Here is a 14,785-nt window from a genome sequence, read left to right as displayed (position 1 = left end):
GCTCGCATCGAATCGAGAGTTGTCCCAGGGGCACGAGCCAAAAGGAGCCCGTTATGAGCGCAGAGCAGAAGATATTCGTCCCATCCCATCCGCTGCCGGCAGCCCGCACGGGCCTGCTGACCGGCTTCGATCCGGGCACCCGAACGCTGGAGGCGGGCTTCCAGGTAGCGCCTCAGTTCCGGCCTCTGCCGGTCGATGTTGTTTTCGAGAAGGATGTTGCCGTCGACTTGCGCGACGGTGTGACGATCCACGTCGACGTATTTCGTCCCGTCGGTGCTGAAATCGTGCCGGTCATCGTGGCGTGGAGCCCGTACGGCAAAGGCCAAGGAACCTCTGCCAGCGTGATGGGGGTCTTCGGCCTGGTAGGCCTGGACAACAGCATCGTCTCAGGTCTGGAAAAGTTCGAGGCCCCGGATCCGGCCTACTGGTGCGCGCGGGGGTACGCGGTTTGCAACCCAGATATCCGCGGCGTGGTCGACTCCGAGGGCGACAGCGTGCTCTGGGATCGCCAGGAAGGGCGCGACTGCTACGACCTGATCGAGTGGCTCGCGGAACAGTCCTGGTGCTCCGGCAAGGTGGGCATGAGCGGAACGTCCTACCTGGCCGCCTCTCAGTGGTTCACAGCGGCCGAGCAGCCACCACACTTGGCGGCGATCAACCCGTGGGAGGGCGTGAGTGATGTCTACCGTGATCTTGTGATGCGCGGCGGCATGCCCGATACCGGCTTCGCTCAGCAGCTGCAGGAAGGCAGCTTCTTCGGTAGGAACCAGAAAGAAGACATCCTCTCCGAAGCGGCGCGTTACCCGTTGATGAACGAGCTGTGGGAGAACAAGATTCCCGCCTTTGACCGCATCACCGTACCGGCGTACATCGTGGCCAGCTACTCGAACACACTCCACACGGCGGGAACGTTCCGCGCCTGGCGCCGAATCGCTTCAGAGGAAAAATGGCTGCGGATCCACAACGGACAGGAATGGCCGGACTACTACGACGAAGCCAACGTAGAGGACCTGCGCCGATTCTTCGACCGCTACTTGAAAGATGAGAACAACGGCTGGGAAACCACGCCGCGTGTGCGCTATTCAGTCCTCGACCTCGAAGGCGGCGACCAGACCGGGGTACCCGCGGACGCATTCCCGCCAAAGGACGTCGTGTCCACGAAGTTCTACCTCGACGCCCGCTCGCGCACCTTGACCACCGACGTGCCGGCCCGGGAGTCCACGGCAGGCTACGACGTTGCAGCTAACCCGAACGCGGTCTCATTCCTGACCCGGTTCGATCAGGAGACAGTGATGGTCGGCTACCCCAAGCGCACCTCTGGGTCGAAGCCGACGGCGCCGACGACATGGACCTGTTCGTTTTGGTGCAGAAGCTCGACGCCTACGGAACCCCACTGCAGGCCTTCACCGTCCCCAACCAGAGCGCAATGGCCCACGACCTCACCGACCACGGAGCGACCATCCTCAGGTACAAAGGATCCGATGGGCGGCTGCGCGTCTCGGCGCGCCACCTCGATGAAGCACTGACTACGACCGACATCCCGGCGCACAGCTTCGACCGGGTCCAGAAGCTCTCGCCCGGCGAAATCGTCGAGATCGAGATCGACCTGTTCCCAATCGGTCTCGCGTTCCACCCCGGCGAGCAACTGCGCTTCATCATCAGCTCCCGCAACCTGCTCGGCACCCTGATGCCGGCTATCCGCGAGTACGTCGGCGCCAACACCGGCAGGCACGTCATCCACACCGGCGGCGAGCACGCCTCGTACCTGCAGCTGCCCATCCAGGACCTCGAACCGCAGCTGGAGCGCTCGGAGGACGGATGGACCACGATGAACATCGACACCAACGCGCCCGTGGAATCCGCGCCAGACCACTGGGTGCGCCTCGTCGGTGAGGACACCGACGACAGCATCGACGGCTTCGAACTGTTCTCCGCCCGCAGAGCACTGGGACTGCTGAAGGGGAAGCTCGGCCGCGAATATCTTGTGGAACTCCTGCGCGACGAGATCGCGGCCGGCGACGCCTTCCTCCGGACCAACGTCGAACGTTCCGGCGGTCAGGAGACGACCGGTACCACAAGGCTCCGCGCACACGGCATCACGGCAGCGCAGTTCACCGGTTGGCTCGCACACGCCTTCGGCCGCGAGGACGTCATGCTGGCAGGACATCCAGAGCACTACTCGATTCACGCGGAGCCGGGACGCGCCGTGAACATCGTCGAAACGCTCGGGGAGTACGTCTGCTCATTCTTCATGCGCGAGTGGGATGACAGCGTCGTGGTCGAGGAGACGCTGCCGTCCGGCACCACCGCGAAGCCGGCCGGCCGCCGATCCCAGATGCTCCTCGAAGACGGAACCGTCGTCGGCTCGATCGCGAACGCGTTCAATGAGGAACCCGACGGGTTCACCGCGATACTTTCGGTCACGTTGCCCGTCACCTGCGGGCCGGATGTAATCCAGCAGCACCTGGAACACTTCGCGGTGGAGTTCCGCACGTGGATCCTCAGGGCGGCGGCCGCGCAGACCGGTCCCGAGTCAGCGGTGTCGTGAGCCTCAGGCGCGGGGTCTGCAGACCACTTAGAGCCGGGCCCATATCGTGTGAGCTGCACCATGGGGCTGCTCGGTATTGGCGGTTCCAGTCTTCACCGCCGCACCTGAATAGCCGGGATGGTTCCGCTGGGGGCGCCAAGGGTTGCCGAAAACTCCAAGGCGACTTTTGCCGCGAGGGCTCCGGCCTGCTCGAGGTGGCGGCCGAAGCGTTGTTTGGGGGCGCTGACGTTGAAGGCGGCCACGACCCGCTGCTTGAAGTCGTACACGGGTGCTGAGACGCCGACGACCCCGAGTTCAAACTCCTCGTCCACCACGGCATAGCCGCGCCGGCGGATGAGGGCGATCTCCTCGCAGAGGTCCTCGAAGGTCCTGATTTTGGAAGGAATGTGTCCTGTTGCCGCGCCCTGGCCTGCCTCCAGCGCCAACGGGGACAGTTCCTGTTGTGCGGGTCGGTGGGGCCCGGCAGCCTGGTCGGCGTGGCTGTCATACCAGTCGCGGAGAGCGATTTGGTCCCAGTCGCTCACCAGGACCCTGCCCGCCGAGGTTCCCCAGGCATCGACGCTGACACCTTCCCACCCCAGGGCCCGGTAGGTGTGGTTGGACATTTCGCTCTTGAGCGTCAGCACCGTGCCGCCGCGCAGCACGCACAGGTGCGTCGTTTCGTGCGTGGCAGCGGAGACCCGTTTGAGGTACGGCGCGGATGCGCTGACCATCCTGGCCTCGGCGGTCCTGGCGGCCAGTGCGTAGAGCCCGTAGCCGAGGGTATACAGCAGGCTTTCCGGATCCCTGTTGACCAGGCCGGCTTCGGCAAGCGTGGCCAGGGTGCGGGAGACCTGGGCCTTGTCCCGGCCGGCGATCTCGGCGACCTTGCTCACGCCAAGGCCTGAGGCGGCGACGGCTTCGGGGGAGCCCAGGATCTCCAGCAATTCGAGGTCGCGCCGAAGTCCGGAGGAGTTGCGGCGCGCGGGACGGGCGGTTGTTCCAGGGGTGCGGTTCGAAGAATCAGTCACAGGATGACCCTACCAATGCCGCGTTGACATATCAACAACTCGCATTGCGCAAAAGGGAACCGTGGCTCTACGGTTGTGGCACGGCTCACGCAGATGTGGGCCATGATCCTTGACCCGACGAAGTGAAAAGGAGGATCACGTTGAACGACTCGTTCTTCTCGGACTTCGGTACGTTCCTCACGAAGAGATCGGCGGACATCGCCGAATCCGCCACCGAGCACCTTGTGGTTGTTTTGGTTTCCCTGCTGATCGCCACGGTGGTCGGCGTCGGTATCGGAGTTCTTGTCTGGGACAAGCCCGTGAGCCGCTCGGTCGCCATTGCCGGAGCGGGCGTGGGCCTGACCATCCCGTCCATGGCCTTGCTGGCAATCCTCATTCCTGTCCTCGGACTCGGCTGGACCCCCACGGTGGTGGGCCTGGCGTTCTACGCACTGCTCCCCATTATCCGCAACACCGTGGTGGGCCTGCGTGAGGTGCCGCCCGCCGTCTCCGAATCCGCCCTCGGCATGGGCATGGGCAGGGTCAAAACCCTCTTCCGCGTCCAGCTGCCCATGGCGTGGCCCGTTGTCCTCACCGGTGTGCGCGTCTCCGCGCAGCTCTCCATGGGCATCGCCGCCATCGCGGCCTACGTGGGCGGCCCCGGCCTGGGCGAAATGATCTTCAAAGGCCTGTCCAGCCTCGGCTCCAAAAACGCCCTCAACTTCGCGATCGTCGGCACCGTCGGCGTGATCGTCCTTGCCCTCCTGCTGGATGGAGCGTTTGTGCTCATCCGCCGCCTCACTACCTCAAGGGGACTTCGTGTCTGAATCCATCTCCCGTCCGGCCGCCGGCGCCCGGATCGTCCTCACAGACGTCACCAAGACCTATCCCGGCCAGGCGGGGCCCGCCGTCGACTCCTTCTCCATGGACATCGCGCCCGGTGAACTGATCATGTTCGTGGGACCGTCAGGCTGCGGAAAAACCACCACCATGAAGATGATCAACCGCATCATCGAGCCCACCTCCGGGTCCATCACCATCGACGGCCAAGACGTCCTCTCCCTGAACCCGAACGAACTCCGACGCCGGATCGGCTACGTGATCCAGCAGATCGGGTTGTTCCCCCACATGACCATCGCCGAGAACATCGCCGTGGTCCCCAGACTGCTCGGCTGGGACAGGAACAAGACCCAGGCCCGCGTCGAAGAGCTCCTCTCCGTTGTCGAACTCGACCCCAAAACGTACGCCTCCCGTTACCCCAGGCAGCTCTCTGGCGGCCAGCAGCAGCGCGTCGGCGTGGCCCGGGCCCTCGCCGCCGATCCGCCCGTCATGCTCATGGACGAGCCCTTCGGCGCCACAGACCCCATTACCCGGGAAAAACTGCAGACCGAATTCCTTCGGCTGCAGGAAAAGCTGAGCAAAACGATTGTCTTCGTCACGCACGACTTCGATGAGGCAGTCCGGCTGGGAGACCGGATCGCGGTGCTGTCCGAACGCTCCCAGATAGAGCAGTTCGATACTCCGGCGAACATCCTGGCCAACCCCGCCAACGACTACGTCTCCCAGTTCGTTGGCCAGGGCGCGGCCCTCAAGCGCCTCGGCCTCATCCCCGTCCACCAGGCAGACCTGGGCCCGAGCGTCGCCGTCCGCGGAGCCATCGAAGTCAGCGTCAATGATTCCCTCCGCGACGCCCTGGACTCCCTGGTGCTCTCCGGCGGAACCCCCGTGGCCGTGATCAACGCGCAGGGCCGGGTGGTTGGGTCTATCGACATCGAAAGGATCTCTGCCGTTCTGGGCGCAGAGATCCTTCCACCGGCCCTTGCCGCGGGTGCCCTTGCCGGGGGAGTCCGGCCATGACAGCCCAGGCCACCCGCGACCTTTCCACGGCATTCGGAACAGCGTCCAACCGGCGCGGAAAGTACTTCTCCGTCAAACGGTTCGGCACGCCGATCGTCATCGCCGTGGCCCTCCTTGCCCTGTTCCTGTGGATTTCCTCGCTCTCGCTGGATTCCATTGAGCTGCGGACCCTGAACTGGCAGTACCTGCAGGACCGGACCTTCGAGCACCTGCGGCTGACGGTGGTGGCGTCGGCGATCGTGGCCGCCATTGCCATCCCGGCCGGCATCGCGCTCAGCCGGATCCACTCTAAAACCGTCCACGCCGTGGTCTTCGGCGTCGCCAACGTGGGCCAGTCCACGCCGGCCATCGGCCTGGTGATCCTGCTGGCCATCGTCTGGAAACTCGGCTTCGAAGTGGCGTTGGTGGGCTTGGTGGCCTACTCCGTCCTCCCTGTCCTGCGGAACACCCTGGTGGGCCTGCAGCAGGTCGATTCAAGCCTCACCGAAGCGGCCAGGGGGATGGGCATGCGCCCGCTGCAGGTCCTCGCCCGGATAGAACTGCCGCTGGCCATCCCCGTGATCGTGGCTGGACTGCGCACCGCCCTGGTCTTCTGCGTGGGGGTGGCCACCGTTGCCACCTTCATCAACGCCGGCGGGCTGGGCGACATGATCGTCAACGGCCTCAAACTTCAGCGTTGGCCGGTCCTGATCACCGGCGCCGTAGTTGTCTCCTGCATCGCCCTCACCATCGACTGGCTTGCCGGCCTCGCCGAGGACCTCCTCAAGCCCAAAGGCACCTGACCCTTGCTTCCCACCACCCCAAAGGACCCCATCATGAAGAAACCCGTTCTCGCCCTCCTGGCCACCGGCGTCGTCGCCGCACTGGGCCTCACCGCCTGCGGCGGATCCGCCTCCTCCGCCACCAGCGACGGCAAAGGCAAGGAACTGGCAGGGCTGACCGGCGTCTTCGGCGCCAAGGACTTCTCCGAGCAGTTCATCCTGTCTCACATCACCAGCCAGGTGCTCAACGCCCATGGCGCCGAAACCACCACCAACACGAGCGTGGTGGGCTCAGCCAACGTCCGCACCGCCTTTGAAACCGGTCAGTTCGCCGGCTACTGGGAGTACACCGGCACGTCCTGGATCACCTACAACAAGCAGACCACCCCGCTGAAGGACAAGCAGGAGATGTTCGACGCCGTCAAGGCCGCCGACGCCAAGAAGGGCATCGCCTGGCTGGACCCCGCACCGCTGAACAACACCTACGCCTTCGCCATCCGGGAAGACAAAGCCAAGGAACTGAACATCAAATCCCTCTCCGACGTTGCGAAACTCCCGGCGAAAGAGCAGACCTTCTGCATGGAGAGCGAATTCTCCACCCGCGACGACGGCTGGCCCGGACTGCAGAAACAGTACGGGCTCAGCCCGGAGGCGAGAGTCTCCATGCTGGACACCGGCGTCATCTACACCGCCACCCAGAAGGGCCAGGACTGCAACTTCGGCGAAGTCTTCGAAACCGACGGCCGGATCGCGGCCCTGAAACTCACGGTCATGGAGGACGACAAGCACTTCTTCCCCATCTACCAGGGCGCCCTCACCATCAAGGCTGACGTCTTGGCCAAGTACCCGGCCATCGCCGACATCATGGCCAAGGTCTCCCCGAAGCTCACCACCCAAGTCATGCAGCAGCTCAACGCCAAGGCCGACGTCGACGGAGAAGATCCGGACCAAATCGCCAAGGAATGGCTCGAATCCGAGGGACTGATCTAACCATGACCACCCAAACACAGACCGAGGGCCAGGCGCAGACGCAGCACGCGAACCAGGCAGACGTGCAGATCGGCGAATCCTTCATCGGCGACGGCGCCAACGCAGCCCACGTGAACACCGTTCTGGGCCACAGGAACGGGCCCGCCGGCACCGCCTGGGCAACGGCACTCGCCACACCCAGCGCGGGTCACGTCCCGTTCGTCACCGTCCTGCGGCCATCCCTCCCGGTCAAGCCGCTGACCCTCTTCGTCACAAAGGCGGCCCCCGCCAGCGACAGGCACGGCCTCCTGATCTGGGGCGCGGCGCAGGCAGGCATCGCTGCCGGCGTCGCCGACGCGCTGGCCGCCGGAACCGTCACCGTGGAACAGGCCGACTCACACGTAGTCATCGCGGCGGTGTGGGTCAACCCCGACGCCGACGACGAAGAAGCCGTCTACCGCAACAACCGCGAATCCGTCCGCACCGCACTCGCCAACGGTGCACACCGGCTCCCCGCCACGGCGGCTGTGATTGACGCGCGCAACTCCCCGTCCAACCCCTTCTTCACTCCGCGAGGCTGACAACAATGAAGATCACCGCAATCCGGCTGACCCGCATGGTCCTGCCCCTTGACCCTCCCTTCAGCGCGGCCTGGGACCCGGAGCCCCGGACCTCTTTCCCCGCCACCCTGGTGGAAGTGGACACCGACGAAGGCATCACCGGCGTCGGCTCCGGCGACACCATGGACGGCTTCGACGCCTACGAGCACCTGTTCATCGGCACCGACCCGATGGCCATCCTCAACCAGGTCCGCCGGATCGAAACAATCAACTTCCACGGCGGCCGCTACTGGCCCCTCGAAGCCGCACTCTGGGACATCATCGGCAAAGTAGCCGGACTCCCGGTCGCCACCCTGTTCGGCGGCGCCCGCGACAAGCTGCTGGCCTACGCCTCGTCCGGCGAACTGAAGGCACCGGCCGCCCGGGCAGAATCCGCGCTGGCGGCCAAAGACCGTGGCTTTAAGGCCATGAAGATCCGCATCGCCCGGGACCGCCTCGAAGAAGGCGTTGAGTCTGTCCGGGCCGCCCGCGAAGCCGTGGGCAGCGACTTCGACCTCATGGTGGACCTGAACCAGATGTGGCGCATGAGCGGTGACATCGAACCGGCCCTGGAACTGTCCAAAGTGCACAAACTCGCCTCCCAGCTGGCCGAACTCGACGTCCGCTGGCTGGAAGAACCCCTCCCGCAGGCCGACATCAAGGGCGCGCAGCGCGTGCGCGAACAGACCGGCATCCAGGTGTCCGGCGGCGAAATGGTCCGCAGCATGGGCGAAATGATGGCCCTGGTCGAAGCCGACGCGTACGACATCTACCAGCCCGACGTCGCCCTCGCCGTCGGCATGTACAGGGCCCGGCAGGTGGCCGAAACAGCCAACCTCAAACACCGCTTCTTCACCCCGCACACCTGGAGCAACGGCCTCGGACTGCTGGCAAACCTGCACGTGGCTGCCGGCGTGGACGCCGGACCATACCTGGAGTTCCCGTACGATCCGCCCGGGTGGACCCCGGAGCGCCGCGACTTCTTCATGGAGCCGCTGGACATCGACAGCGACGGCACGCTGCGGGTCCCGGACCTGCCGGGCCTGGGCGCCGTCATCGACTACGACGCCGTCAAGAAATACACGGTCTAAGGAACAGGCAATGACAGCAACAAAAAACGACTGGATCGCACGGGCCGCCGCCCAGCGGCCGGCCACGGGACTGTTCATCAACGGCAGTTTCCGCAGCGCACACGACGCCGGGACCTTCCCCACAGTGTCACCCCGGGACGGTTCCGTGACCGCCCACGTGGCGGCCGCAGCCGAGCAGGACGTCGACGACGCCGTGCAGGCGGCCCACCGTGCGTTCGAATCCGGGGTATGGTCGCGGACCGACCGCCGGCACCGCCAGCAGGTCCTGATCCGGCTCGCCGACCTGATCCTCGAAAATCTCGAGGAACTCGCGCTGCTCGAATCCACCGACAGCGGCCACCCGATCAGCGACGCCCTCGGCGTCGACGTCCCCAGCTGCGCCCGCACCTTCCGCTGGTACGCCGAAGCGCTGGACAAAATCTACGACGACGTCGCGCCCACCCCGCGCAACGCCCTCGCCATCATTTCCCGTGAACCGCTCGGCGTGATCGGGGCCGTGGTGCCCTGGAACTACCCGCTGATCATTACGGCGTGGAAGGTTGCCCCGGCCCTCGCCGCCGGCAACTCCGTGGTCCTCAAACCATCCGAGCAGACCAGCCTCAGCGCCCTCCGCCTGGCCGAACTGGCCAGCGAAGCCGGCGTCCCCGACGGCGTCTTCAACGTCATCCCCGGCCTTGGCGAAGTGGCCGGCGCCGCCCTGGGCCGCCACCCGCTGGTGGACAAGATCACCTTTACCGGGTCCCCGGAGGTGGGCAGGTACTTCCAGCGCTACGCCTCGGAGTCCAACGGCAAGCAAGTGGCCCTGGAACTGGGCGGAAAATCGCCCCAAGTGGTGCTGCACGACGTCGGCGACATCGCCGCCTGTGCCTCCGCCGTCGCCTGGGGAATCTTCTACAACGCCGGCCAGACCTGCCACGGCGGATCACGCCTGCTGGTGGACGAACGCGTCCACGACGAACTGCTGGAAGAGGTCATCAAAGTGGGCCGCTCGCTGCAACTGGGCGACCCGCTGGACCCCGCCACCCAGATCGGCGCAATCATCGACGACAGCCAGCTGGAAAGCATTCTGGGCTACTACAAAATCGCCGATTCCGAGGGCATCAGCGTCGCCAGCGGCGGCACCCAAGTCCGGCCGGCAGGCGTCGAAACCGGCTACTACCTCGAACCCACGGTCCTGGACAGGGTCAACAACGCCGGGCGCATCGGGCAGGAGGAAATCTTCGGACCGGTCCTGGCCGTCAGCACCTTCCGGGGCGCCGCGGAGGGCATCCGGATGGCGAACGACACCAAGTACGGCCTGGCCGCGAGCATCTGGACCCAGGACATCACCAAGGCCCACGCGGCGGCCCGCGAACTGCGGGCCGGGACCGTCTGGGTGAACACCTTCGATGTCGCCGACATCATTACCCCCTTCGGCGGCTTCAAGGAATCCGGCTTCGGCAGGGACCGCTCGCTGCACGCCCTGGATGCCTACTCGGCTTTGAAAACCACCTGGATCAACCTCGGCGATGCAGCCCTGGACGATGCCTGACTTCCTGAAACGAGACCTGATATGACTGCAACAACCCACCAGCCCTCCGTCAGCGCCCGAACCCAGCCGTTGCTGCCCGGAACCGCCCGCATCGGCTTCATCGGCCTGGGCAACATGGGCTCCGGCATGACCCGGAACCTGCAGGCGGCCGGCTTCCAGCTGATCGTCAACGACGTCCGCAAGGAATCCGCCGCGGATCTGCTCGCCAACGGCGCCGAGTGGGCGGACAGCGCCGCGGCCGTCGCCGCCGGCTCCGACGTCGTAATCACCATGCTGCCCACACCCAAACACGTCGAATCGGTGGCGATGGCTCCCGGCGGCATTCTGGACGGACTGCCCGACGGCGGCACCTGGGTGGACATGTCCACCTCCGTTCCCGATGTGGCCAACAGGGTCCGCGAGGCCGGCGCCGCCCGCGGCATCCGCGTCCTGGACGCCCCGGTCAGCGGCATGGCCGTGGGCGCCGCGAGCGGCATGCTGCAGATCTTCATTGGCGGCGAAACCGGCGACGTCGACCGGCTCCGCCCGGTCTTCGAAGCCATGGGCGACCCCGAGCGGATCCTGCACGTCGGCGGCCACGGTGCCGGCTACGCCGTGAAGCTGATGATCAACCAGCTGTGGTTCTCCCACCTTGTGGCCACGGCCGAAGTCCTGAGCACCGGCGTCAAAGCAGGTGTGGATCTCGAAGTCCTCCGCCAGGCCATCATTGCCAGCCCGGCCAACTCGAACTTCGTCCAAAACGACGTCTTGTCCATCCTCAACCACGGCGACTACGACGAGGGCTTCGCCATCGCCCTGGCCTGCAAAGACCTCGGCCTGTCGGTGGACCTGGCCCGTTCTGTGGGCGTCCCGGTGGAACTGTCCTCCCTCGTGGAACAGCTCTACCGCCGGGCCAGGGCCCTCTACGGCGATATGGCCGGCGAGATGACCCCCGTGAAACTCTACGAAGACGCCATCGGCGTGCAGCTGCGCACCGGCACCAGCGCCGCAACAGAAGGAGCCTGACATGCACACCCGACTGCAGATCCATGCCGAGCTGGCTTCCACTGAGCTGACATTGGACCCTAAACCTACCGCCTACTTCGGTCGCGGCAGGGTGGCCGAAGTCGGCGGAATTGTTGCCTCGCTGGGCGGCAAGTCCGTACTCATCGTCACCGACCCGTTCCTCGCGGGAACGGACGTTGTGGCGGCGGTCCGCACCTCCCTGGAAGCTGCCGGGCTGGCCGTCACCGTGTTCGACGGTGTCACCCCCAACCCCACCACCACCTGCGTCGACGCCGGATCCGACCTTGCTGCTTCCACCGGCGTGGACGTCCTCGTCCCGGTGGGCGGCGGGTCCTCCATGGACGCCGCCAAGGGAATATCCCTCGGCGCCGTCAACCCGGCCCGGGGCGCCGGTCTGGACTACAGCAATCACTTCGCGAACCCGGCGCTGCCCATCGTCGCCGTCCCGACGACGGCGGGCACCGGCGCCGAAGTCAACGCCTTCGGTGTGGTCACCGACGTCGACGCCCACCGCAAGTTCTACGTCGGCCACGAATCGGCCCTGCCCAAGGCCGCCGTGCTTGACCCGGAACTGACCCTGGGCCTGCCGCCTAAAGCCACTGCCGCGACGGGCATGGACGCCCTGACGCACGCCGTCGAGTCCTACTCATCCATCCGGCAGAACCCGTACTCGGACGGCATCGCGCTGCAGGTCGTGTCCATGGTCGCCGAGTTCCTGCCCCGCGCCGTCGCCGACGGAACGGATATCGAGGCCAGGTCCCAGCTGCTCCTGGCCTCCCACATCGCCGGAGTCGGGTTCTCCCACACCGGGCTGGGACTGGTTCACGCCATCGCCCACCCGCTGGGCGGCCGCTTCAACATCCCGCACGGCCTCGCTCTCTGCCTGGTCATCGAGGACGTGCTCCGGCTCAACCTGCGCAACCGCCTGGACCGGACCGCCCGGCTCGCCTTCGCCCTCGGGGTGGGGGACACCGCAGCCACCGTGGAGGCCAACGCGGAAGCGGCTGTCACCGCCGTCGCCGCCCTCGCCCGCGACGTGGGCATGACCGCGAGGCTGGCGGACTTCGGCGTCACCACGGCGGACCTCGACTCGCTCGTCGAAGACACCCTGGCCGACGCCGTCATCAACAACACCCCGGTGCCGCCCACCGCCGCCGAAATCCGCACCATCCTCGAGAAAGCGCTCTAAGTGGAAAACACCCTTGCCCCTGCCCTGGCCGAAACCGGCGTGACCGGTGCCGAGCGGGCGTTCCTCGCGACCTTGCCGACGCAGCTGTTCATCAACGGTGCGTGGACGGACGCGTCCGACGGCGCCACGTCCGCGGTGGAGGACCCCTCCACGGGCGCCACGTTGGCGTGGATCGCCGACGCGTCACCGGCGGACGGCGACCGTGCCCTCGCTGCCGCGGCCCAGGCCCAGGACTCCTGGGCCGCGACGCCGCCGCGCGAACGTGGGGAGATCCTGCGCCGTGCCTTCGACATGGTCACCGCCCGGGCCGAAGATTTCGCCCTGGCCATGACCCTGGAGATGGGAAAGCCGCTGGCCGAGTCACGCGGCGAAGTGGCCTACGGCGCCGAATTCCTGCGCTGGTTCTCCGAGGAAGCCGTGCGCGTGTCGGGCCGCTACTCCACCGCACCGGACGGCAAGTCCAGGCTTTTGGTGACCAAGCGCCCAGTCGGGCCATGCCTGTTCATCACCCCGTGGAACTTCCCGCTCGCCATGGCCACCCGCAAGATCGCCCCTGCCATCGCGGCCGGCTGCACCATGGTGCTCAAGCCCGCCAACCTGACACCGCTCACGGCATTGCTGCTGACCGACGTCTTCCGCGATGCGGGACTGCCGCCGGGTGTCCTCAACGTCATCCCCACCACCCGCCCAGGGGACGTCACCGGCCCGCTCATCCGGGACAGCCGACTGCGAAAACTTTCCTTCACCGGATCCACCGGAGTCGGCCAACAGCTCATCGCCGACTCCGCGCACCAGGTGCTGCGGACTTCGATGGAACTCGGCGGCAATGCCCCGTTCCTGGTGTTCGAGGACGCAGACCTCGACGCTGCCCTGGACGGGGCGATGCTGGCCAAGCTGCGGAACATGGGCGAGGCCTGCACGGCCGCCAACAGGTTCATCGTGCACGAATCACTGGCTCACGAGTTCAGCCAGCGCCTCGCGGAACGGATGGGCGGCCTCAAGCTGGGCCGCGGCTCGGCGGAGGGCACCAACATCGGGCCCCTGATCGATGCCAAGAGCCTGGCCAAGGTCGACGAACTCGTCCGCGACGCCGTCGCCGGGGGAGCGACGGCCCTCACCGGCGGTGCGCCCGCCGGCGGCGACGGCCACTTCTACCCGCCCACGGTCCTCACCAATGTGCCGGCCACCGCGCGGATCCTGCACGAGGAGGTCTTCGGCCCGGTGGCTCCGGTGGTCAGTTTCCGGACCGAAGCCGAGGCAATCGCGCTGGCCAACGACACCGAATACGGTCTCGTGGCCTACGCATACACGCGCGACCTCAACCGTGGCATCCGCCTCTCCGAACGCGTGGACGTGGGCATGTTCGGGTTGAACACGGGCATCGTATCCAACCCGGCGGCACCGTTCGGCGGCGTCAAGCAGTCCGGACTGGGCCGCGAAGGTGGAACCGAAGGCATCGAGGAATTCCTGGAGACACGGTACGTCGGCATCGCGGACCCCTCATGACAACCCGGTTCCGGCGTCGGAGCGGCGCCTGATGCGGATCCTCGTCACGGGCGGCACCAGCGGGATCGGTGCCGCCCTGGTCCGCGAATCCCTCCGCGCCGGACACTCCGTGTTCACCACCGGGCGCCACGCGGGACGGCTGGCTGCGTTCGTCGAGTCGTGTTCGGCGCTGGGGAACGTCCAAGGCGGGGTTGCCGACGCGGGGGACTGGGAGCAGACCCGTGGTGCGGTGGCCGATGCCGTCGACGCGATGGGAGGGCTGGACGTGGCAGTGGCCAACGCCGGGTTCTCGGCATCCGGCGATCTTGCCGACGGCGACCCGGAGCGCTGGCGGGACATGGTCCTCACCAACGTCTATGGCCCGGCAATCCTGGCCAAGGCCGCCCTGCCCCAGCTCACCGCCAACCGCGGCCACTTCGTACTGATGGGCAGCACAGCAGGCCGCAAGGTCTACCCCGGCAACCTGTACACCGCCACGAAGTGGGCAGTCACCGGCTACGCTGAATCGCTCCGTCAACAGCTTGTGGGCACCGGCGTCCGGGTCCTGCACATCGCTCCCGGCCACGTGGACACACCCCTGTGGAAGGAAGCACCCGACGCCGCCATCAAACCTGAATCAGTGGCCGGCGCCATGCTATGGGCGCTGAACCAACCGGGCGGCGTCGACATCTCCGAGGTGATGATCCGGGCGACCGGGCAGGCCTTCTAGGCGCGCGCGGCAGGCCTCTCAGGCGTTGGCA

Annotated in this window: 12 protein-coding genes and 1 pseudogene; 12 read left to right on the top strand and 1 reads right to left on the bottom strand. The window is 66.5% G+C overall.

Features of this window, described 5'->3' with window-relative positions; genetic code table 11:
• Positions 1–53: 53 nt before the first annotated feature.
• Positions 54–2,548 (top strand): annotated as a pseudogene (locus tag AC1DDO_RS01650) (CocE/NonD family hydrolase).
• A gap of 92 nt (positions 2,549–2,640) precedes the next feature.
• On the opposite strand, the gene AC1DDO_RS01645 reads toward AC1DDO_RS01650, so the two are convergent.
• On the bottom strand, positions 2,641–3,558 hold the full coding sequence (locus AC1DDO_RS01645; RefSeq protein ID WP_476866480.1) for an IclR family transcriptional regulator: 918 nt from the start codon (positions 3,556–3,558) through the stop codon (positions 2,641–2,643).
• A gap of 140 nt (positions 3,559–3,698) precedes the next feature.
• On the opposite strand from AC1DDO_RS01645, the gene AC1DDO_RS01640 reads away from it, so the two are divergent.
• From AC1DDO_RS01640 to AC1DDO_RS01590, 11 genes are read left to right on the top strand one after another with little or no spacing between them, the layout of a single operon-like run.
• Positions 3,699–4,364 (top strand): ABC transporter permease, encoded by a 666-nt coding sequence (locus tag AC1DDO_RS01640; protein ID WP_476866479.1) that lies wholly within the window; start codon positions 3,699–3,701, stop codon positions 4,362–4,364.
• On the top strand, positions 4,357–5,394 hold the full coding sequence (locus tag AC1DDO_RS01635) for an ABC transporter ATP-binding protein (protein ID WP_476866478.1): 1,038 nt from the start codon (positions 4,357–4,359) through the stop codon (positions 5,392–5,394). Before AC1DDO_RS01640 ends, AC1DDO_RS01635 begins: the two co-directional genes overlap by 8 nt.
• Positions 5,391–6,176: an ABC transporter permease gene (locus AC1DDO_RS01630; RefSeq protein WP_476866477.1), complete on the top strand. Its 786-nt coding sequence runs from the start codon at positions 5,391–5,393 to the stop codon at positions 6,174–6,176. The genes AC1DDO_RS01635 and AC1DDO_RS01630 overlap by 4 nt, the downstream gene beginning before the upstream one ends.
• A gap of 33 nt (positions 6,177–6,209) precedes the next feature.
• On the top strand, positions 6,210–7,145 hold the full coding sequence (locus tag AC1DDO_RS01625; RefSeq protein ID WP_476866476.1) for a glycine betaine ABC transporter substrate-binding protein: 936 nt from the start codon (positions 6,210–6,212) through the stop codon (positions 7,143–7,145).
• Positions 7,146–7,147: 2 nt separating this feature from the next.
• A complete protein-coding gene (fae, locus tag AC1DDO_RS01620) occupies positions 7,148–7,705 on the top strand; it encodes a formaldehyde-activating enzyme (RefSeq protein WP_476866475.1) in 558 nt (185 codons plus the stop codon).
• A gap of 5 nt (positions 7,706–7,710) precedes the next feature.
• Positions 7,711–8,814, top strand: a complete 1,104-nt coding sequence (locus AC1DDO_RS01615) for a mandelate racemase/muconate lactonizing enzyme family protein (protein ID WP_476866474.1) — start codon at positions 7,711–7,713, stop codon at positions 8,812–8,814.
• Between the two features lie 10 nt (positions 8,815–8,824).
• On the top strand, positions 8,825–10,345 hold the full coding sequence (locus AC1DDO_RS01610) for an aldehyde dehydrogenase (RefSeq protein WP_476866473.1): 1,521 nt from the start codon (positions 8,825–8,827) through the stop codon (positions 10,343–10,345).
• A gap of 21 nt (positions 10,346–10,366) precedes the next feature.
• The gene (locus tag AC1DDO_RS01605) at positions 10,367–11,350 is read left to right on the top strand and encodes an NAD(P)-dependent oxidoreductase (RefSeq protein ID WP_476866472.1); all 984 of its coding nucleotides are present in this window, start codon (positions 10,367–10,369) and stop codon (positions 11,348–11,350) included.
• Between the two features lies 1 nt (position 11,351).
• The gene (locus AC1DDO_RS01600) at positions 11,352–12,539 is read left to right on the top strand and encodes an iron-containing alcohol dehydrogenase family protein (RefSeq protein WP_476866471.1); all 1,188 of its coding nucleotides are present in this window, start codon (positions 11,352–11,354) and stop codon (positions 12,537–12,539) included.
• A 39-nt stretch (positions 12,540–12,578) separates the two neighbouring features.
• The gene (locus tag AC1DDO_RS01595) at positions 12,579–14,045 is read left to right on the top strand and encodes an NAD-dependent succinate-semialdehyde dehydrogenase (RefSeq protein ID WP_476866568.1); all 1,467 of its coding nucleotides are present in this window, start codon (positions 12,579–12,581) and stop codon (positions 14,043–14,045) included.
• 31 nt (positions 14,046–14,076) lie between these two features.
• A complete protein-coding gene (locus AC1DDO_RS01590) occupies positions 14,077–14,754 on the top strand; it encodes an SDR family oxidoreductase (protein WP_476866470.1) in 678 nt (225 codons plus the stop codon).
• Positions 14,755–14,785 lie beyond the last annotated feature (31 nt).

Source organism: Arthrobacter sp. 10N43, assembly GCF_056394525.1.
Note: the sequence above shows the minus strand (reverse complement) of the source record. Positions and strands in the feature narration are given on the sequence as shown.

Excerpts from the sequence above, each read along its gene's own strand:
- AC1DDO_RS01630 (WP_476866477.1), top strand. The coding sequence starts at position 5,391 with ATGACAGCCCAGGCCACCCGCGACCTTTCCACGGCATTCGGAACAGCG.
- AC1DDO_RS01625 (WP_476866476.1), top strand. The coding sequence starts at position 6,210 with ATGAAGAAACCCGTTCTCGCCCTCCTGGCCACCGGCGTCGTCGCCGCA.
- fae (WP_476866475.1), top strand. The coding sequence starts at position 7,148 with ATGACCACCCAAACACAGACCGAGGGCCAGGCGCAGACGCAGCACGCG.
- AC1DDO_RS01615 (WP_476866474.1), top strand. The coding sequence starts at position 7,711 with ATGAAGATCACCGCAATCCGGCTGACCCGCATGGTCCTGCCCCTTGAC.
- AC1DDO_RS01610 (WP_476866473.1), top strand. The coding sequence starts at position 8,825 with ATGACAGCAACAAAAAACGACTGGATCGCACGGGCCGCCGCCCAGCGG.
- AC1DDO_RS01605 (WP_476866472.1), top strand. The coding sequence starts at position 10,367 with ATGACTGCAACAACCCACCAGCCCTCCGTCAGCGCCCGAACCCAGCCG.
- AC1DDO_RS01600 (WP_476866471.1), top strand. The coding sequence starts at position 11,352 with ATGCACACCCGACTGCAGATCCATGCCGAGCTGGCTTCCACTGAGCTG.
- AC1DDO_RS01590 (WP_476866470.1), top strand. The coding sequence starts at position 14,077 with ATGCGGATCCTCGTCACGGGCGGCACCAGCGGGATCGGTGCCGCCCTG.